This is a genomic window from Parvibaculum indicum (assembly GCF_011762095.1).
In the GTDB taxonomy this organism is placed as follows: Bacteria; Pseudomonadota; Alphaproteobacteria; order Parvibaculales; family Parvibaculaceae; genus Parvibaculum; species Parvibaculum indicum.
In genome coordinates this window covers 41,787-61,732 of sequence record NZ_JAASQO010000001.1, presented here as the reverse complement: position 1 = coordinate 61,732, position 19,946 = coordinate 41,787, and the positions used below count along the sequence as shown (strand labels likewise).

17 protein-coding genes are annotated in these 19,946 nt (G+C 60.8%); 10 read left to right on the top strand and 7 right to left on the bottom strand.

Features of this window, described 5'->3' with window-relative positions:
• The first annotated feature begins 49 nt into the window (after nucleotides 1-49).
• The 5 genes from FHS78_RS00290 (at nucleotide 50) to FHS78_RS00270 (ending at nucleotide 6,819) form a co-directional block, all read left to right on the top strand.
• Nucleotides 50-1,225, top strand: a complete 1,176-nt coding sequence (locus FHS78_RS00290; RefSeq protein ID WP_167089142.1) for an SPOR domain-containing protein — start codon at nucleotides 50-52, stop codon at nucleotides 1,223-1,225.
• 121 nt (nucleotides 1,226-1,346) lie between these two features.
• Nucleotides 1,347-2,846, top strand: coding sequence for a hydroxymethylglutaryl-CoA synthase family protein (locus tag FHS78_RS00285; RefSeq protein ID WP_167089140.1), 1,500 nt, complete (start codon nucleotides 1,347-1,349; stop codon nucleotides 2,844-2,846).
• 45 nt (nucleotides 2,847-2,891) lie between these two features.
• Nucleotides 2,892-4,094, top strand: a complete 1,203-nt coding sequence (locus tag FHS78_RS00280; RefSeq protein WP_167089138.1) for an acetyl-CoA acetyltransferase — start codon at nucleotides 2,892-2,894, stop codon at nucleotides 4,092-4,094.
• A 162-nt stretch (nucleotides 4,095-4,256) separates the two neighbouring features.
• The gene (locus FHS78_RS00275) at nucleotides 4,257-5,303 is read left to right on the top strand and encodes a hypothetical protein (protein WP_167089136.1); all 1,047 of its coding nucleotides are present in this window, start codon (nucleotides 4,257-4,259) and stop codon (nucleotides 5,301-5,303) included.
• Between the two features lie 4 nt (nucleotides 5,304-5,307).
• Nucleotides 5,308-6,819: an MBOAT family O-acyltransferase gene (locus FHS78_RS00270; RefSeq protein ID WP_167089134.1), complete on the top strand. Its 1,512-nt coding sequence runs from the start codon at nucleotides 5,308-5,310 to the stop codon at nucleotides 6,817-6,819.
• Here FHS78_RS00270 and FHS78_RS00265 read toward each other — a convergent pair whose 3' ends face one another.
• The 4 genes from FHS78_RS00265 to FHS78_RS00250 all read right to left on the bottom strand — a co-directional run bounded on the left by FHS78_RS00265 (nucleotide 6,820) and on the right by FHS78_RS00250 (nucleotide 9,832).
• A complete protein-coding gene (locus FHS78_RS00265) occupies nucleotides 6,820-7,305 on the bottom strand; it encodes a PAS domain-containing protein (protein WP_167089132.1) in 486 nt (161 codons plus the stop codon).
• A gap of 89 nt (nucleotides 7,306-7,394) precedes the next feature.
• Entirely contained in the window at nucleotides 7,395-7,781 is a 387-nt protein-coding gene (locus FHS78_RS00260) for a DUF6285 domain-containing protein (protein ID WP_167089130.1), read from the bottom strand.
• Between the two features lie 10 nt (nucleotides 7,782-7,791).
• Complete coding sequence (locus FHS78_RS00255; protein ID WP_167089128.1) at nucleotides 7,792-8,799, bottom strand: phosphotransferase family protein; 1,008 nt, start codon at nucleotides 8,797-8,799, stop codon at nucleotides 7,792-7,794.
• A 1-nt stretch (nucleotide 8,800) separates the two neighbouring features.
• Nucleotides 8,801-9,832 carry a DUF7064 domain-containing protein gene (locus tag FHS78_RS00250; RefSeq protein WP_167089126.1) on the bottom strand — a complete coding sequence of 344 codons (1,032 nt, stop codon included), beginning with the start codon at nucleotides 9,830-9,832 and terminating at the stop codon, nucleotides 8,801-8,803.
• A 54-nt stretch (nucleotides 9,833-9,886) separates the two neighbouring features.
• Here FHS78_RS00250 and FHS78_RS00245 point away from each other — a divergent pair, with 54 nt between their 5' ends.
• The 3 genes from FHS78_RS00245 to FHS78_RS00235 all read left to right on the top strand — a co-directional run bounded on the left by FHS78_RS00245 (nucleotide 9,887) and on the right by FHS78_RS00235 (nucleotide 12,383).
• Nucleotides 9,887-10,726, top strand: a complete 840-nt coding sequence (locus FHS78_RS00245; protein WP_246220287.1) for a DUF502 domain-containing protein — start codon at nucleotides 9,887-9,889, stop codon at nucleotides 10,724-10,726.
• A gap of 189 nt (nucleotides 10,727-10,915) precedes the next feature.
• Nucleotides 10,916-12,190 carry a cytochrome P450 gene (locus FHS78_RS00240; protein WP_167089124.1) on the top strand — a complete coding sequence of 425 codons (1,275 nt, stop codon included), beginning with the start codon at nucleotides 10,916-10,918 and terminating at the stop codon, nucleotides 12,188-12,190.
• A 13-nt stretch (nucleotides 12,191-12,203) separates the two neighbouring features.
• On the top strand, nucleotides 12,204-12,383 hold the full coding sequence (locus tag FHS78_RS00235; RefSeq protein WP_167089122.1) for a rubredoxin: 180 nt from the start codon (nucleotides 12,204-12,206) through the stop codon (nucleotides 12,381-12,383).
• Here the strand turns inward: FHS78_RS00235 and recG are convergent.
• On the bottom strand, nucleotides 12,380-14,464 hold the full coding sequence (recG, locus tag FHS78_RS00230; protein WP_167089120.1) for an ATP-dependent DNA helicase RecG: 2,085 nt from the start codon (nucleotides 14,462-14,464) through the stop codon (nucleotides 12,380-12,382). The genes FHS78_RS00235 and recG overlap by 4 nt on opposite strands.
• On the bottom strand, nucleotides 14,461-15,342 hold the full coding sequence (locus FHS78_RS00225) for an alpha/beta fold hydrolase (protein ID WP_167089118.1): 882 nt from the start codon (nucleotides 15,340-15,342) through the stop codon (nucleotides 14,461-14,463). Before FHS78_RS00225 ends, recG begins: the two co-directional genes overlap by 4 nt.
• A gap of 114 nt (nucleotides 15,343-15,456) precedes the next feature.
• Between FHS78_RS00225 and FHS78_RS00220 the strand changes: the two genes are divergently transcribed.
• Together FHS78_RS00220 and mfd are read left to right on the top strand one after the other, a co-directional pair.
• Nucleotides 15,457-15,747: an FAD assembly factor SdhE gene (locus tag FHS78_RS00220; RefSeq protein WP_246220286.1), complete on the top strand. Its 291-nt coding sequence runs from the start codon at nucleotides 15,457-15,459 to the stop codon at nucleotides 15,745-15,747.
• Nucleotides 15,748-15,778: 31 nt separating this feature from the next.
• The gene (gene mfd, locus FHS78_RS00215; RefSeq protein ID WP_205305138.1) at nucleotides 15,779-19,285 is read left to right on the top strand and encodes a transcription-repair coupling factor; all 3,507 of its coding nucleotides are present in this window, start codon (nucleotides 15,779-15,781) and stop codon (nucleotides 19,283-19,285) included.
• A 4-nt stretch (nucleotides 19,286-19,289) separates the two neighbouring features.
• Here mfd and FHS78_RS00210 read toward each other — a convergent pair whose 3' ends face one another.
• A complete protein-coding gene (locus tag FHS78_RS00210) occupies nucleotides 19,290-19,946 on the bottom strand; it encodes a DsbA family oxidoreductase (RefSeq protein ID WP_167089113.1) in 657 nt (218 codons plus the stop codon).

The window sequence follows — 19,946 nt, the reverse complement described above, 5'->3', positions numbered from 1 at the left end:
GCCCGAGAGTTGTTTTCGGAAACGCGACACCTAGGCAAAGGACGGGGCCATGATCGCAAACAGGCGGAGCAAGGGGATCCTGCATTGCGCAGCGATGGCCGCTATTGCCGCCTTGCTGATCACTGCCAGCCCTGCGCGAGCCGATGCGATCGACGACCTGCATGGCGGCGCGCGGGCGATCGAGCAGGGGAAGTACGGTCAGGCCATTTCTCTTTTCGAAGAGGCGATTTCCAGCGGCGCGCTCAATGAGCATGGGCTGGCGCTTGCACATCATCACCGGGGTATCGCCGAGCAGAAGCTGGGGCAGCCGGCTGCGGCGATTGCCGACTACAGCAAAGCCATTGCGGGCAATGCACTGCCCGAGGCTGTTCTGGCGCGCGCGCATTACAATCGCGGCATCGCCTATTCGCAGCTGGGCGAGGATGCCAAGGCCGAGGCCGATTACCGCGAAACCGTGAAGCTGGTGCCGAGCTATGGCGCGGCCTATCACAATCTGGCCAATATCGAGCGGCGTCGGGGAAACCAGAAAGCCGCCATTTCAAATTATACCAAGGCGCTGGAATATATGTCGGGCGATGCCCGCAAATATGCCTTTCACGGTCGGGGGCTCTCCTATGAAGCGGAGGGCGGCAAAAGCCAAGCGAAAGCCGACTATGAAGCGGCTCTCGAGATCGACAACGATTTCGCGCCGGCCAAAACCGAGCTCGCCGCATTGAACCGGCCGCAACCGAAACCGCTTATCGGCTCCGATACGGCGATGAAAGGTGGGGAAAGCAAGGCGAGGGTCATTCGCGTCGCGTCGGCCACGGGCTGGGAGACCACTGCCGTCAAATATGCCAACCCGGCCGGAAGCGTTTCGCCGGCGCCGGCGGACAACAAGGCGGTTCGGTCCCCCGACAGGCTGGCGAATATCGACAATGCCGTGAGCAAGCCTTCGCCCGGTTCGAGAACCGTCGCTGCCGAAGCTACGCCGGCACCCGGACCGTATCAGGTACAGCTCGGTGCTTATCGCGACGAAGAGACGGCAAAAATCGCCTGGCGCAATCTGCAGACCCGCAGCCAGGGCAGGCTCTCGGGCATCGAACATCGGGTCGTTCGGGCGGACCTCGGTGACCGGGGTATTTTCTATCGTCTGAGAGCGGGCGGTTATGCGGAAGAATCCGTGGCGCACCGGCTTTGTGCGCGACTTTCCACAGTGGACATCGACTGCGTCGTTCCCCGCTAGGGCGCGCCTGACGTAACGGCAGACAAGCGTTGAGCGCTCTTTGCCGGAAGCAGTTGTGCGGACCGCTCAATCGCTCCTAAACTCCTCCCAAAACAAGCACAAATATGTGATGGGAGGACCTATGGCCGAGCAAACAGTAGGTTTGACGGGCTTTGGCGGATATATCCCCCGCCTCCGGCTGCAAAGAAAGGCCATCGCCCAGGCCAATGCGTGGGTAGCGCCGAATTTCATGGGCAAAGCCAAGGGCGAACGCTCCATGGCCAATTGGGACGAGGATTCCGTGACGATGGCCGTTGAGGCCGCGCGCGACCTGCTCGGCCCGGATGACGATCGCAGCCATGTGGATGCGGTCTATTTCGGTTCGACCACCATGCCGTTCGCGGACCGTCTCAACAGCGGCATCATTTCAGCGGCGCTGACACTGGAAGATCGTGTGCGGGCGATCGATGTATCGTCCACGCAGCGCGCGGGCACGAGCGCACTGATGCAGGCGCTTGCCGCCGCCAAATCGGGAGAGACGAAAAACGGGCTGGTGCTCGCTTCCGATCATCGCAAGACCAAAGCGGTGACTGCTCAGGAACTCGATTTCGGCGACGGCGCGGCGGCGCTTTCCGTCGGCACGGACAATGTGATCGCCAAATATCTCGGCGGGGCGAGCCTGACCGTGGATTTCGTCGATCATTTCCGGGGCGATACGGAAGAGTTCGACTACAACTGGGAAGAGCGCTGGATCCGAGATGAGGGTTTTTCCAAGATCGTTCCGCGCGCTGTGAAGTCGGCGCTGGACGATGCCGGCCTCAAGGGCGAGGACATCGCGCATTTCATCATTCCGTCCACCTTCGGCATGAAGTTCATCACGGGCCTCGCGAAGAAATGCGGCCTCAACCCCGAGATCGCGCGCGATACGCTGGCCGCCAATTGCGGCGAGACGGGCACCGCGCATGCGCTGGTCATGCTCATCAACACGCTTCAGACCGAGGCCAAGCCCGGCGACAAGGTGCTGGTGGCGCAATTCGGCGGCGGCTGCGATGCGCTCATCTTCGAGGTGACGGACAAGCTTTCCACGATGTCCGGCAAGCGCGGCATCGCCGGTTCGCTCGCCGAGCGGGTCGAAGAGACCAATTACATGAAGTTCCTGACCTTCAACGGTCTCGTTGAATGGGAAAGGGGTATGCGCGCCGAGCAGGACAAGAAGACCGCGCTCACCACGCTCTACCGCAACGAGGACATGATCATGGGGCTCGTCGGCGGCCGTTGCACGGAAACGGGCGTTATCCAGTTTCCCCGCTCGCGCATCTCCGTCAATCCGAACAAGCACACGGTCGATACGCAGGAGCCCTACAAGTTTGCAGAAAAGAAGGCCAAAATTCTGAGCTGGTCGGCCGACTATCTGTCCTTCTCCATGAACCCGCCCAATCATTACGGCATGGTGGTGTTCGACGAAGGCGGCCGCATCATGATGGATTTTACCGATGTCGAAGTCGGCAATGTGGAATCGGGCATGGAAGTGCGGCTCGTCTTCCGTGTGAAGGAAGTCGACGAAAAGCGTGGTTTTAAACGCTATTTCTGGAAAGCCGTTCCCATGCCGGCCAGCGTCGCGGGCGCGCAGGCTGCCGAATAATCAACCACGATAAACCAACACGAAATTCCCGAACGGGAGGAAATCATGGCTACAGGTATCAAGGACAAGGTTGCGATCGTCGGCATGGGCTGCTCGAAATTCGGCGAGCGCTGGGACAGCGGTCCCGAAGAGTTGATGGTCGAGGCCTATCTCGAGGCAATGCAGGATGCCGGAATCGAACCGACACAGATCGATGCGGCGTGGTTTTCGACGCATATCGATGACATCGGTACGGGCAAGGGCGGTACGCCGCTCTCCCTGGCGCTGCGTCTGCCCAATATCGCGGTGACACGCGTCGAAAACTTCTGTGCCTCCGGATCGGAAGCGCTGCGCGGCGCGGTCTATGCGGTGGCCTCGGGCGCTTGCGACATCGCACTCGCGGTCGGCGTCGAGAAGCTGAAAGATACAGGATATGGCGGTCTGCCGGTCGGCAATATGGGGACGCTCAATCCACAATGGTCGCCGAGCGGGTCCGCGCCCGGCAATTTCGCGCAGCTCGCCTCGGCCTATCGCGCCAAGCATGGCGTGGCCAAGGAAGACCTGAAGCGCGCCATTGCGCATGTTTCGGTGAAGAGCCATGCCAATGGTGCCAAGAATCCGAAGGCACATCTGCGCAATGAAGTCAGCGAAGAGCAGGTGATGAACGCGCCGATGATCGCAGAACCGCTCGGGCTCTTCGATTGCTGCGGCGTCTCGGATGGCGCGGCGGCGGCTATCGTCACGACGCCCGAAATCGCCAAGGCGATGGGCAAGAAGGATGTCGTGACGGTGAAGGCCATGCAGCTTTCCGTCTCCAACGGCCTTGAATCACAGCACAATAGCTGGGACGGCAGCTACTTCCACACCGCGCGCATCGCCGCCAAGAAAGCCTACAAGGAAGGCGGTATCGACAATCCGCGCGAGCAGGTCAGCATGATGGAAGTGCATGACTGCTTCTCCATCACCGAGCTTGTGACCATGGAGGACCTCTTCATCTCACCGGAAGGCGGCGCGGTGAAGGATGTGATGGACGGCTTTTATGACAGTGACGGCAAGGTGCCTTGCCAGATCGATGGCGGCCTGAAGTGCTTCGGGCATCCGATCGGGGCCTCCGGCTTGCGCATGGCCTATGAGATGTATCTGCAGCTTCAAGGCCGGGCAGGGGAACGCCAGCTTCCCAATCCCAAGATCGGCCTCACCCACAATCTCGGCGGTGCGCCGTCGCAGAATGTCTGCTCGGTAACGATCATCGGTGCCGAAGGGGCTTAAACGTCCCGGGCATGGATGTTGAAAAAGGCCGGTCTTGACCGGCCTTTTTTGCATTGTGTGTGAGTGGTCGTCTTATTGCCCAAAACAAGGCTCATTTTCTCCAGATAAGTGCCCGAAACTCCCTGTTTCTTGTGGTCCAGCCAAGACTGCACGAGAGGGAGCGTGGATAAGAAATCCGGCCATCGTCCGAACGACGCGCGCCGCCGCGGGCACCGGCTGGTGCTCATTCGCTATCTCAGCGCAATGATATTGACCGCCGGCGCGATCACGGGCTCCGCGCTTGCTGTCAATTTTACTGTGGATCCGCTGCATTATTTCGGCGGCAACGCGGCTTTGGCGCATGCCACACGCTTCGATGAGCGTCGCCAGAAACTCTATCACCTGCTCGCCGAGCGAGATCGGTATGACTGTCTGATTTTCGGCAGTTCCCGGACGATCCTTTTGCCAACGCATCTGCTCGAAGAGCATAAATGCTTCAATCTGGCCTTCAGCGCCGGGCGTATCGGCGAGTTTGTCTACTACGCCAAATATCTGAGCGATCGCGGATTTCGGCCCAAGCTCGTTATTACAGGTGTGGATGATTTCAATTTCGAGACTGTCGGCGGGTGGAATGTACCGCCCTTCGTGAAGAAGGGTGAGGAGCCACCATCCCCCTTCAAGGTCTATGCATCTATCGACGGACTCCAGCGTTCGTGGGAAGCCCATCGGGCGCGCACTCCGGATGACTGGGTCTGCACAATCGATTTCGATTGCCGCCTCCCGCATTCGTTCAAAACATATAGGCCCGACCATCGGGATCGGAGCGCCGGCCCGTTCAAGCCCGAAGTCTCGGAGCTTTACGGCCAGCTACGCGCCTATTTTCCCGACGCTCGTTTTGTCGGCTATGTCCCCCCGATTTCCGCCTGGCGCGTCGAGGACATGGAGCGTGAGGGGGAGCTGCGATCCTACCTGACTGGTCTGAAGAAGGCGTCTCAGCATTTCGACCGCTTCGTCGATTTCAGTGTGGTGACAAGGATGACCGCCGATCCTCGCAACACGCCCGACGGGTCTCACTATGCCTATCGCGTCAACCGCGTGGTCGCTGCGCATCTCCTCGCCGGAGATCCCGGGCCGGGTCTGGACGTCAAGAAGATGAATCTCGATCGGTTGATGGCGGCCCATATCGCGGGGCTTCGTCGTTTCAATGACAAGCTGGCGGCGAGGGAGTAATCGCATGCTTTTCAACTCGCCGGTTTTCATTTTCGTTTTTCTGCCTGTCACGGCGCTGCTTTGCTTCGTGATCCGTGCGCGGGCGGGCAGGGAGGCGGCACTGGGCTTTCTGGTGCTTGCGTCTCTTTTCTTTTACGGATGGTGGAACCCGCTTTACCTCCCGTTGCTGATCGGGCTTACCGTCTTCAACTTTCTGCTCGCACGCCTGATCATGGCGGAAAGGAGCCGGCCGAATGGGGGGCGGGCGACCGCGCTGGTGACCTTCGGCGTGTCGGTCGACCTTCTCTCTCTTGCCTATTTCAAATATGCGGACTTCTTCATCGGCAGCGTGAACGCGGTCGCGGAGACGGACATTCCGCTTCAGCACGTCATTCTGCCACTCGCCATATCCTTCTTTACGTTTCAGAAGATCGCTTATCTGGTCGATGCGCGACGAGGCGAGGTCGAGCCCCACAGCTTTCTCGAATACAGCTTCTTCGTGATGTTCTTTCCCCAGCTCATTGCGGGGCCAATCGTGCATCACAAGGAAATCTTCGCGCAGACGAAACTGAACCGGAGCTTCAATTTCGACTGGACGAATATCTCCATCGGAGCGACGATCTTTCTTATCGGTCTCTTCAAGAAAGTCGTGCTGGCAGACAATGTCGCCCCGGTCGCAACGCATGTTTTTTCTCTGGCCGATCAGGGCGAGCATGTAACTTTCCTGCAGGCGTGGCAGGGAACGGTTTCCTACAGCCTCCAGATTTATTTCGATTTTTCCGGCTATTCGGATATGGCCATCGGGGCGGCCCGAATTTTCGGTATTCGTCTGCCGCTCAATTTCCATTCGCCTTATCAGTCGGAAAACATCATCGATTTCTGGCGCCGCTGGCACATGACGCTTTCGCGTTTCCTGCGCGACTATCTCTACATCTCGCTCGGCGGCAACAGGAAAGGGAAGTATCGGCGATATCTGAACCTCTTCGCCACGATGGCGATAGGCGGCTTATGGCACGGCGCGGCCTGGACCTTTGCGTTGTGGGGCGCGATGCACGGGCTTTATCTCATCATCAATCACGGCTGGCGCGCCCTCGGCATCGCGCCGATCAACCGCTGGTGGTCGCGCCTTGTCGCACGTTTGCTCACATTTTTCGCTGTGGCCATGGCGTGGGTGGTTTTCCGGGCCGAAACCATGGAAGGCGCATTCACGATCTATCGGTCGATGTTTTCATCGCCGCTGGGAATGCCTCTTTCGGACTTCGCCGTTTCGGCTTGCTGGCTGGTCTTCTGGCTGGCGGTCGTCTGGTACTGGCCGAACACTCAGCAGTGGCTGGCGAGGGCCAATCCGGCTTTCAACTATTCATGGGCGGACCGGAAACAGGATCCGCTTCTCCTGCCTGTCGAAGGCACTCGGTGGCGTGAAAAACTTCTCCGCTGGCGTCCGGGAATACCCCATGCCGTGGCAGTGGGCGGTGCCGGCGCTCTGGCCTTTCTCAGCCTTCAGCGGATCAGCGAGTTTCTGTATTTCCAGTTCTGATCAGATCCTGGCCTTGTCGGCAGCGATGACACAGAAGATCTGGTCGGCTTCGGCGCTGTCTGTCGCTATCGGAAAGACGCCGCGATAAGCCGTAATGAACTCGCGATCGGGAATGGGAAGCGGTGTCCGCGAAAAGATCGGCTCGCGCGCGTTGAGTGCATATTCGAACTCTTGCAACCGGATCTTCGTGGCTTCAGGATCGATGTTTTCTCCCAACAGCCGGTTGGTGTAATCGACGCCAAACAGTTCTGTGCAGCCCGTTCCCGCGAGCCGGTAGCGGAATTGCGCATCGCTACATTTTTCCAGGATCAGCAGCCAGGGGATGGCAGGGAGCATCTCGGAGGGTCTGATGTCCGTCCGATGGGGCAGCGGGCGAGCGACAGACCGCTTGGCGTCCCAGTACCGCGCGAAGAACGCGACCGGATGCCGGTCGGGCAGCTGGGCCAGCGAGACTTCAACGTATTTCGGGTCCGACGCTTCGTACACCGTTACTCACCACTTCGGATTGAAGCGCCATATTTGCTTTTCAGTCGTGAAGAAACAGTTGTTTTTGCAGGTAGCCTGAGCCGGATTACCTATTTTTCTGCATTTTCCTCTTCAAGCGCCCGCCGGTAGCCGGAATATTTCGGCTGATCGACGGCAAGCTTGGCGAGTGTCGTAGCCCAGAGGTGATCCTTGAGCCCCTCCGTGTCGAGCGTCAGCTCTCCGGCCTGGATACGGGTGCAAAGTTCGCGGTTCAGATCGTCCAGGCTTCCGTCCGCGCCCAGCAATGCCTTCAGGCGATCATGTTCTCCGGCATTCGCCTCCGGCGCGATCTCTAGTTCGCGTTTCACGATATCCAGAGCATTGGCCGCCACGCGGGCATGGAACGCGGCATGGCCTTCCAGCTGGGGCATGGCGTGGGTGCGAATGAAGTCGGCAACCGCGCCGACGAGTTCAGCCGATGTGGGTTGGTCCTGCATGGCGTTCTCCTCAGCTTCGCGGCGCCAGCAGGCGCAGCAGGTCGATCTCGGTTTCAGACGAGCGACGGCCGATGGTGGCGCGTTCCACGGAGGGGTCGAGACCGCTTTTGAAGGCCGTCACCATACTTGTGCACATGATGCCCCATTTGAGGGTGCCCAGTACCTCCCAGAACTTCACCCGTTCGGGGTCGACGCTCTGGCCGCTCACTGCCTCGTAACCCGCGAACATATCTTCTCGCGTACCGAAGCCGCCGACAGGCTTGTCGATATTGCCGAAGCGCCAGGAGTTCACGCAGATCCAGCCGAGATCTTCCATCGGGTCTCCGATATGGGCGAGTTCCCAATCGAGGACCCCGCGCACGCCATCCGGTCCGATCATCAGATTGCCGTTCCGGAAATCGCCATGGACGAGTGTAAGTTCGGTGTCCCCGGCGGGAAGATTGTCTTCGAGCCAGCGGAAGGCCAATTCGAAAACGGGGTGAGGGTGACCGTGCTCGCGCAGGGTGGCGTGGTACTGCCTGATTTCCTCTCCGGCGGCCGCAACGCGCAGCGCCGGCAGTTTCGCCTTGTCGATGCTGTGCAGGCGGGCAAGGATCTCGCCGCATTGCCGGGCGAGTTTGGGCCGCGCCTCGGCATATTCCTCGTCCCGGAGGATCTTGCGGGCGATCGTCTCGCCCGTCAGCCGGTTCATGATGAAGCCTTGACCAACGCCGTCTTCCGGCGTCAGGACGTGGCGTACCGTGGGAACGGGCACACCGGCTTTTTCCGCCAGTTCGATCAGTACGGCTTCCGTCTCAAGCGCCACAGCCGTCGTCTTTTCCGCCCGCGTTCCACCCGGCGCGCGCCGCAGGATCAGGGGGAGAGGCGTCCCCTTCGAGGTCGTTGCATCGAAGGCCCAGGTTTCCTGGCTCGCGCCGCCCGATAGCCGCTGGAGCCCGTCGACGCCCGTTGCGCCCTCGATATGGCGCCGGACCGCCTCGGAGAGCGAAGCGGTGAAGTCGTTGTTCCTATCGCTCATCTCAGGCCACGCTTACCGGTTTGCCGTCGACGATCTGGTCGAGATATTCCGACATGCCCAGACCGGTCATCCCGTTGCAGCGATATTCGGTCATGCCTTCGGTAATGCGGGTGTTGAGGTCCGTGCCGTCAGGTGCCTTGCGCCGATTGCGCAGCGGGATGAGCGAGATCACATCGCCCTCGACATCGTATTGCGCGCCTGACTCCGTCTCGACATGGGCCTTCAGCGAGGTCTGGTACCAGTTGTCGTCCCATTCGCTGTCGATGCTGCATTTCCGGATGAGATCGTATTTTCCGTCCTTCAGGACCATCCCGCCCTGACGTTCCTGGCCTTCTTCATTGGTGACGATGGAAATCATCATCGCGAAATCGGGGCCGAAATTCATCGGCAGCCAGCGATACCAATGGATCGCCTGCCAGTAGCGGGGCCCCCAGCTCTTGTCACGAAGCCCGAAGCCGGAAATCTCGAAGCTCTCGTCGCCCAGGGTGAATCTCCCCTCGACCGCCATGTGCTGTTCGTAGTGAGCTTTGGCGAAGGATTTTTCCGGGTCGAGGGCGAGAGACGATCCGTCCTCCTTCACGGTCTCGCCGCCGAACATGGGCGAAACGCCCCTGAAATCGAGGGACACGGTGCAGGGCAGGGTCGGGTTTTCAGTGAAGGCCTTTTTGGGATCCGCCATCTCGCCGGGCCGGTCGAGAAGAAGCGCCTTCTCGGTGTAGTTGAGCTTCAGGTGCTTGAACGGCTCCACCACATCGATACGCAGCCCGCCAGCGTTCATCTCGTCATTGGAGGTGATTTCGGGCTTTTTGTACATGAAGGCCACGCGCCCGCCGGGCAGGTAGAGGCATATGGTCATCTCGGCATAGCGTTCGTTCGGGCGGTTGCCGAGCCGAAACCAGCCGCCGATCCGCCGCGCCGGATCGAACACATTGAAATACATGCTTTCATTGTAATTTGCGGCGGTATCCGGTGTATGCGGATATTCGTCCTCCGGGGCGAGACGGATTTTCGTGCCTTTGCCGGCATTGCTCATTGGGTCCTCCCGGACGCCTTCGGGCGCCTCTATTCGAATTCTGCTGAGCCTATCTTGGAGCGCAAAATTCTGACAGGAAAGGGCTGCTTGGTTACAATCGAGGAACCCCAGCGAGACGCGGCGTCAAGAGCCGCGAATGAAAGTGCGGCCGCGGAAATGACAGCGAAAAAGACCGACAGCGACACCTCGAATCCGGAAGAAGCGGGGGACGGACCCGGCGAACCGCTGATCCTGCCACCGAAGAAGCACGGCATTGCCACCCGGATCAGGAACTACTTTCTGACGGGCATCGTCGTGGCTGCGCCGATCGGCCTGACGATCTACATCACGACCTGGTTCATCGACCTGGTAGACAACTGGTTTACGCCACTGATCCCTGCGCCCTACAGGCCGGATAATTTTCTGCCGGTCGAAATTCCGGGTCTGGGTCTTATCATCGCTTTCGTACTGCTCACGATGCTGGGCGCCATTACGGCTAATTTCATTGGCCGGACGATCCTGAACGCGGGCGAGCGGCTTGTGTCGCGAATGCCTGTGGTACGGAGCATCTATGGCGCTCTCAAACAGATTTTCGAGACCGTCATTTCGCAGAGCAATCAGTCCTTCCGCGAAGTCGGCCTGATCGAGTATCCCAGGAAAGGGATTTATTCGATCTGTTTCATCACGACACGGACGAAAAACGAGCTTGCGACCCGCACGGGCTGCGAGCTGGTGAGCGTTTTCGTGCCGACGACTCCTAATCCGACCTCCGGCTTCCTCCTTTTTGTTCCCGTGGAAGACATCACTATTCTCGATATGTCGATAGAAGAGGGCGCGAAAATGATCATTTCAGCGGGGCTGGTCGAACCGCCGCACCGTGCCGCGGAGGATTCGAATCCTCTCTTGCCGGAATGATCGGTCGCGACGGGCCGCCTGACGCAGCGTAAGGCTGTCGTAGCGGTGCGCGCGGAAAACAAGAAATCCCGATGCTTTACGCCACGTCATCCGCGACACCTTGGCGCTTTTTTCCCTAGGCTCGGATGCGCCAGAATTGGCGGACATAAAAAGCGCAGGGCAGCGCGCATAAACAGTCGGGAGCACAGGATGAGGATTCCTCAGGAAATCGCCGAAACGATCGTCGGCCCCAAGGCCTATGGCGAGAACAAGCCGGTGGACGATGCCTTCTCATATCTCCGCCGCGAAATGCCGCTCGCCATTGCCGAGCCGGAAGGCTTCGATCCGTTCTGGGTCGTCACCAAATATGACGACATTCGTACGGTCGAAGGTCAAAACGAGCTTTTTCACAATGGCGACCGCGCCACCACGCTCGTGACGAAGGAAGGCGACCGCATGGTCCGGGAGATGATGGGCGGCTCGCCGCATCTCGTGCGCTCTCTGGTCCAGATGGACAATCCGGACCACATGGCCTACCGGAAACTTACTCAATCCTGGTTCATGCCGCAGAACCTGAAGAAGCTTGAAGCGCGCATCCGCGAGATTGCGCGCGGCGCGGTGGACAAGATGGCCGCGAAGGGCGGCGAGTGCGATTTCGCAAGCGACATCGCGTTCCTCTATCCGCTGCATGTCATCATGGAAATTCTGGGTGTGCCCGAGGAAGACGAGCCGACGATGCTGAAGCTCACCCAGGAGCTTTTCGGCGCCGCGGATCCCGAGCTGTCACGCACAGGCGAGCAGGAGATGACCGACGAACAGCGCGTTCTTGCGCTGCAGGAAACGGTCGGTGAGTTCATCGCCTATTTCTCGGAGATGACGAAGGACCGCCGAGCTCATCCGCGCGAGGACGCCGCTTCCGTTATTGCGAACGGTCAGGTGCATGGCGGTCCGCTCGGCGAGCTGGAAGCGATGTCCTACTACATCATCGTCGCCACGGCCGGTCATGACACGACCTCGAACACGACGGCGTCGGGTCTCTGGGCGCTTGCCGAAAATCCCGACCAGTTCGCCATGTTGAAGAAGGATCCGTCTCTCATTCCGAACTATCTGGACGAGTCGATCCGCTGGGCCACGCCGGTGAAGCATTTCATGCGCACCGCCACGGCGGATGCCGAAGTGGCGGGACAGAAGATTGCCAAGGGCGACTGGATGATGCTTTCCTATCCCTCGGGCAATCGTGACGAGGATGTGTTCGACGATCCGTTCTCCTTCAAGGTCGATCGCTCGCCGAACAAGCATGTCGCGTTTGGCTATGGGGCGCATGTCTGCCTTGGGCAGCATCTCGGCAAGATGGAAATGCGTATCCTGTGGGAGGAATTGCTGCCGCGGCTGGACTCCATCGAGCTCAACGGCGCTGCCGAACTCAGCCAGTCGAATTTCGTCTGCGGACCGAAGCATGTTCCCATCCGCTACAAGATGAACTGATTGGAGCGCGATCATGGCGGAAACCGAATTCAAGGTGTGGCAATGCCAGACCTGCGGCTACATCTATGACGAAGCGGAAGGCGACCCGGATGAAGGTCTGGAACCGGGTACACGCTGGGCCGATATTCCGGAGGACTGGGTCTGCCCGATGTGCGGGACACCCAAATCGGATTTCGAGATGATCGAGCTTTAACCCGATCTCAGATAGCGGATGGCTTCGTCCCGCTCGAAAAGGTAGAGAAGGGTACGGAGCGCCTTGCCGCGCTCCGTTTCGAGTTCCGGGTCCCGTTCCAGGATCATCCTTGCATCGTCATAGGCCGCGGCGAGCAGATCGCTCTGGCTCTCCGCGTCGGCGATCCGAAACTCCGGCAATCCGCTTTGGCGTGTGCCCAGCAATTCGCCCGCGCCGCGCAGGCGCAGATCCTCTTCGGCGATCCGGAAACCGTCTTCGGTCTCCCGCATGATACGGATGCGCGCCGCCGCCGTTTCTCCCAGAGACGATGCATAGAGCAGAAGGCAGGTCGATTTTTCCGCGCCGCGCCCGACGCGCCCGCGCAGCTGATGAAGCTGCGCCAGACCGAAGCGTTCGGCGTGCTCGATGACCATCACCGTCGCATTGGGCACGTTGACGCCCACTTCGATGACGGTCGTCGCCACGAGGATACGCGCATCTCCCTGTTCGAAGCGCATCATGACTGCGTCCTTCTCGGCAGGCTTCATGCGACCGTGAATAAGCGCCACGCTGTCTCCGAAGATACCGCGTAAATGTTTATATCGCTCCTCGGCCGCGGCGGCATCGACCTCGTCGCTTTCCTCCACGAGGGGACAAACCCAGTAGACTTGCGCACCTGCTTCCAGCGCGCGGCGCATGGCGGTCACCACGTCGTCCAGCTTTTCGAGCGGCATGGCGCGCGTGTCGACGGGCTTTCGTCCCGGCGGTTTCTCGTCGAGCTTGGAGACTTCCATGTCGCCATAGGCGGTCAGCGTAAGCGTTCGAGGGATGGGGGTCGCCGTCATCACCAGCACGTCGGTTCCCTTTCCGCCCTTGCCGGAAAGTTCCAGCCGCTGATGTACGCCGAAGCGATGCTGCTCATCGACCACGGCGAGCGCCAGTGCATGGAAGGCGACGTCCGCCTGGAAGAGCGAATGCGTGCCGACGAGGATATCCAGTTCTCGCGTGGCGGCATCCTGCAATATCTGCGCTCGCTGGCGGCCCTTGTCGCGACCGGTAAGGAGCGCGATCTTTATCCCCGCCTCGGCGCAAAGCGGTTCCAGCGCGGCATAATGTTGCCGGGCAAGGATTTCCGTCGGCGCCATCATCGCCGCCTGGTAGCCGGCCTCGACGGCATTCAGCATGGCCAGCAGCGCGACGACCGTCTTGCCGCTCCCGACATCGCCCTGCAACAGCCGCAACATTCTATGCGGGCTGCGCATGTCGTCGTCGATATCGTGCAGGGCGCGAGATTGCGCACCGGTGAGCGCGAAGGGAAGGGCCGTGACGACCTTTTTGCGCAGATGGCCGTCTCCTGCGATTTCGCGTCCCGGCAGTTTTTTCATCCGCAATCGCACCAATCCGAGCGCCAGTTGGTTCGACAGGAATTCATCGAAAGCGAGCCGTTCCCTCGCCGGGGCCTCCGGTTTCAGGTCGGCCAGCGATTGCGGGCGATGCGCCTGCAGCACGGCGTCGCGCCATGACGGATAGGCCTTCTTTGCCAGCCACCCTGTGTCCTGCCATTCCACCAGTTCCGGCACCCGCTCCAATGCGCCGGAAACGGCTTTCTGGACCGATTTCTGCGGCAGTCCCGCCGTCAGGGGATAAGTCGCTTCCAGTAGCGGCAGCTTTTCGATTTCATCGAGAGCGACAACATGGTCCGGATGCGTCATTTGCGGCTCGCCCTGATAGAAATCTATGCGGCCGGAGATAATGCGCTGCGCTCCTTCGGGAAATGTTCTGGCGAGATAGTCGGCTCGCGGGTTGAAAAAGACGAGCTGCATCTCGCCGGTTTCGTCATGAATGTGGATGCGGTACGGCAGCCCCTTTCGCCGCGCGGGCACATGAAGGCCAATCGTCACTTCCATCGTGGCGATTTCACCGTCTTTGGTTTCGCTGATCTTCGGGCGCTCGCGGCGGTCGATGAGACCGGAGGGAAGATGCCATAAGAGGTCGACGACATTCGGGCCGGTCAGTTTTTCGACCAGCTTCTCCATGCGCGGACCGATGCCCGGCAGGGAACGGGCGGGGGCAAAGAGGGGGAACAGGATTTCCGGTCTCATGCCGCGTCTTCCGCATGCCGGGCGAGAAAGGCGGCGATGTGTTCGAGGCCGTTTACCACTACCGAGAAATGGCCCTCGGCTTCGGGAAAATGCACCTCCGCCTCAGGCATTGCCTTGGCATAGAACTCGCCTATGGAAACGGGCACGATGGTGTCGGCCCGGCCATGCCAGATGGTTGTCGGAACCGCAATCACGGACGGGTCGAAGGGCCAGTCCTCGCCATAGATCCGCGCGTCGGTGGACATACCGAGAGAGGAGCGGGACAGCCCTTCACGCCAGCTCGCCAGCATGGCGTTTTCGAGCCCGCCGCGCATGAGGTCGATATCCGCGCCGGCACGTGGCATACGGTCCCGTACCCGCTTCAGCCGCGTCACGGCGCGGTCGGAATGGATCAGGCGCCTGGCAAGCTGCGACAGGCCGAAGCGGGCGAGGCGGCTCCGGCCGACGCTTCCCAGCAGCTTCAGGCGGCCTGCCGTCATGCCGGGGGCTTCGGGCGGCCCGAGGCCGCAGACCAGCGCAAGCGCGCTCACGCGTTCGCTGAGCGCATGGGCGATCATGGCGCCATAGGGACCGCCGCCGGACAGGCCGATGACGCCGAAGCGGGGCAGGCCTATCCGGTCGGCGAATTCGGCGATATCGTCCGCCCAATCGGCCAGGCGGCGATGGGGGTCGGGTGTGCTGAGCCCGTATCCCGGCCTGTCGATACCGATCAGGCGGATTCCCGGCACCGGAAAAAGCGTGGCTTCCAGCCGCGATCCGGGGAATCCATGGAAATAAAGCACAGGTGCCCCTTCGGGATCGCCGCCATCGGCATATCCCAATATCCGGCCATTCCTCAAACGCAGGCTCATGGCCGTTTTCGGGGTCATTTGATCCATTTTCGGCATCTGCGGAATCATGAGGGCATTCTAACCCTCTGTCTTCGCCCCCGCGAGGCTGACAGACGGGCTCGAGAGGTCTATATCCTCGCGTTGAACCGACAGGAGACGATGATGAGCGACGCCGCGCCCGAAGACCTCGAAACCCGCCGCCGGCGGCTCAAATTCCGTTCCTGGCATCGGGGCATGAAGGAAATGGACCTGATCCTCGGCCATTTCGCCGATACCGAGCTGGACAAGCTCTCGCCGGAAGATCTGGATCTTTATGAGGAGCTGATCGAGTTGCCGGACGGCGAGCTTTACAACTGGATCACAGGACGCGACAAGACGCCCGCCGAACACGATACGCCGCTCTTCGCTCGCATCCGCTCCCTGAAGCACATGGAAGAGAAGATGTGGCGCTGATCCCGCCATATTCGCTATCCGAGAGCCGATTTTGCAGGAACTGGACAAAATTCGAACCGCCCCGGGCCGGCTGACGCTTGGTGAGGTCCCGGAGGGCTTCGACGCGCTGGTGCTGATCGATCTGGCGCGAGCGCGTGCCGCGGCGGGCGAGGGGCCGATCCTTCACATCGCACGGGACGATGCACGGCTGTCCGCCATGGCGGAGGCGCTCTCCTATTTCGCGCCGGACATCGATATGGAGCAGTTTCCGGCCTGGGACTGTCTTCCCTACGACCGCGTTTCGCCCCATCCCGACATTGTAAGCCGCCGGATGGCGACGCTGTCGCGTCTCGTCTCCGGCAAGGCGGATGGGCGCCCGGTCGTGGTGCTTGCGACCGTCAATGCCGCGCTTCAGCGCGTTCCCGCGCGCGATAATGTGCAGGGAACGGCCTGGTCGGCGCATGTCGGCAACCGCATCGATATGGATGCGTTGGCCGGATATCTCTCCGATAATGGCTATATTCGTACCGGAACCGTGCGGGAGAGCGGGGAATTCGCGGTGCGCGGCGGCATTCTCGACGTCTTTCCGCCGGGCTTCGAGGCACCGGTTCGCCTGGACATGTTCGGCGACACGCTGGACGCCATCCGGACCTTCGATCCCGAGAGCCAGCGCACAACCGGGCAAGATTCAGCTATAGAATTGGTGCCCGCGGGCGAGATTCAGCTTGAGAAAGAAGTGATCCGCCGGTTCCGTGCCGCCTATGTGAAAACCTTCGGCTCGGCGACCGATGGGGACCCCCTTTACGAGGCCGTCAGCGAGGGCCGCAAGTATCAGGGGATGGAGCACTGGCTGCCGCTGTTCCATGAAAAGCTCGAGACGCTTTTCGACTTTATCCCCGATGCGCTGGTGACGCTGGATGCGCTGGCGGATGAGGCTCGGACGTCCCGGCTGGAACTGGTCCAGGACTATTATGATGCGCGCATCTCCGCTCGCGAAGTGAAGACCATCGATGTCCCCAGCTACAAACCGTTGGCGCCGGAAGCGCTCTATCTGACCGGGGAGGAGTGGGACGGCATTCTCGAAGCGCGGCGCAGCCGCGTGTTTTCCCCCTTCAGCGTTCCCGAACATGAGGGGATAGCCGCGCTCAATCTCGGTGCCCGGCAGGGACGCAGTTTCGCCCCGGAGAGGGCGCAGGACGGCGTGAATATCTTCGAGGTGCTCGGCGGGCACATCCAGGGGCTGCGAAAAGCGGGCAAGCGGATCGCCATTGCGAGCTGGAGCGAGGGGTCGCGCGACAGGCTGGAGAATGTTCTCGGCGACCACGGTATCCGGAATGTTCTCCCCGCCGAGAGCTGGGCCGATGTTAACACTGCTAACAAAGCGACGGTTTCACTGATTGTTCTCGGTCTGGAAGCCGGTTTCGAAACCGACGACCTTGCCGTCATTTCCGAGCAGGACGTGCTCGGCGACCGTCTGGTGCGCCACCGCAAGAAACGCCGGGCCGAAAACTTCCTGACGGAGGCGTCGAGCCTCACGCCCGGCGATCTCGTCGTGCATGTCGATCACGGTATCGGTCGCTTCGAGCGCCTGCAGACCGTGGAAGTGATGGGCGCGCCGCATGATTGCCTGCTGCTGGTCTATCATGGCGGCGACAAGCTCTATCTGCCGGTCGAGAATATCGAACTTCTGTCGCGCTATGGCAGCGACGACACGACCACCCAGCTCGACCGCCTTGGCGGCACGGGCTGGCAGTCGCGCAAGGCGAAATTGCGCGAACGCATTCGCGAAATGGCGGGCGAACTCATCAAGATCGCTGCCGCGCGCGAACTCAAGAAAGCCGCGGTGATGGAGCCGGCTCCCGGCGCCTATGACGAATTCTGCGCGCGCTTTCCCTTTACCGAAACGGAAGACCAGGAACAGGCCATCGAGGCCGTTCTTGAAGACCTCGCAAGAGGCCGCCCCATGGACAGGCTGATTTGCGGCGATGTCGGCTTCGGCAAGACAGAGGTTGCGCTGCGCACCGCCTTCGTCGCCGCCATGGCGGGCTATCAGGTCGCGGTCGTGGTGCCGACGACATTGCTGGCACGGCAGCATTTCAAGACATTCTCGGAACGCTTCCATGGCTTGCCGCTGAATGTCCGGCAAATGTCGCGGCTCGTCTCCCAGAAGGAACTGTCCGAAACGAAGGAAGGGCTGGCCAATGGCGATATCGATATCGTCGTCGGTACGCATGCACTTCTGGGCAAACAGGTCAAATTCCGCAATCTGGGATTGGTGATCGTCGACGAGGAGCAGCATTTCGGCGTCGGGCACAAGGAACGCCTGAAGAAGCTGCGGGCGGAAGTCCATGTCCTGACCCTGACGGCGACACCCATACCGCGCACGCTACAGCTTGCGCTTTCGGGCGTGCGCGAACTGTCCATCATCGCCACGCCGCCGGTGGACCGACTGGCCGTGCGGACCTATGTGACGCCGTTCGATCCGGTGGTGATCCGGGAGGCTCTGTTGCGCGAACATTATCGCGGCGGACAGAGCTTCTATGTGGTGCCGCGTATTTCGGACCTGGCGGAAGCGGAAGAGTTTCTGAAGGAATATGTGCCGGAAGTGAAATACATCTCCGCGCATGGCCAGATGGCGCCCGGCGAAATCGAAGACCGCATGTCGGCCTTCTATGACGGCAAATACGACATTCTGCTGGCCACGACGATCGTGGAATCCGGGCTCGACATTCCAACCGCCAATACGCTTGTCGTTCATCGCGGGGATATGTTCGGTCTGGCGCAGCTTTACCAGCTCCGCGGCCGCGTCGGCCGGTCCAAGGCGCGCGCCTATGCCTATATCACCGTGCCCCCCAACCGGACGCTGACCGCGACGGCGGAGAAACGCCTGCGCGTACTGCAGTCGCTCGACTCCCTCGGCGCAGGCTTCACGCTGGCAAGCCACGACCTCGACATACGCGGCGCCGGCAACCTGCTCGGCGACGAACAGTCCGGCCATATCAAGGAAGTCGGCTACGAGCTTTACCAGGAAATGCTGGAAGAGGCGGTGGCGTCCATGCGGGGCGGCGGAGAGGAAGACGGGGAGGAAGGTCAGTGGTCGCCGCAGATCAACCTCGGCACGCCCGTTCTTATCCCCGAGCATTATGTGCCCGACCTCAATGCGCGCATGGCGCTTTACAGACGCCTTTCCGATGTCGAAAGCCGGGCGGAGGTGGACAGTCTGGGCGCGGAACTCATCGACCGTTTCGGTCCCTTGCCGAAGGAAGTCGAATTCCTGCTCAAGATCATCGAGATCAAGGGGTTCTGCCGTAGCGCGAACGCGGAGAAGATCGACGCCGGGCCGAAGGGCGTCGTGCTGACCTTCCGCGAGAACACGTTCCCCAATCCGGGGGCGCTTGTGGAGCTGATCAACGACGAACGCGGCAAGGCCAAATTGCGGCCCGACCACAAACTCGTTTTCAAGCGCGACTGGGAAACCCCGGAGGAGCGGCTTCAGGGCACGTTCCGGCTGATGAAAAATCTGGCCGAAATGGCGGGAGAGGGCGTGGCTGCGGCCTGAGGCGTCATGCGTCTGCCTGTTCTTCCGCTTCCGCCTTCTCCTTGGCGATCAGCTTGTCGAACATACGCACCAGCGTTTCCGGCTCCTGCGCGCCGACCATGATCCATTGGGAGTTGATGACGAAGGTCGGCACGCCCTGTATGCCCATTTCGCGCGCCAGCGCGTCCTCGCGGCGAATGAGCTCCTTGTCCGCGTCGCGCGAGAGAAGATCTTCCACGATGGCCGTGTCCATGCCGACTTCGTTGGCGGCGTCCACCAGGACGTCATGCCGCCCGACATCCTCGCCATTGACGAAATAGCGACGGAACAGGGTGTCGACCATCCGGCCCTGAACGCCGGCCGTGCCGGCCCAGCGGATCAGACGATGGCAGTCCAGCGTGTTGGGCGAGCGTTCGATCCTGTCGAAATTGAAGGTTATGCCCGCGGCCTCTCCGGCTTCGCGAATGGTGTTGCCGAGATTCCGGGCGCGGTCCGGCCCGAACTTTTTTTCCATATAGGCTTTGCGGTCGACGCCTTCGGCGGGAATGGTCGCGTCGAGCTGGAAAGGACGGTGAAGCAGGGTGATGCCCTCCTGTCCGCGCATCTCCAGCGCCGTGTCCAGCCGCTTCTTCCCGATATAGCACCATGGGCAGACCACATCCGACACGACATCGAGTTGCAT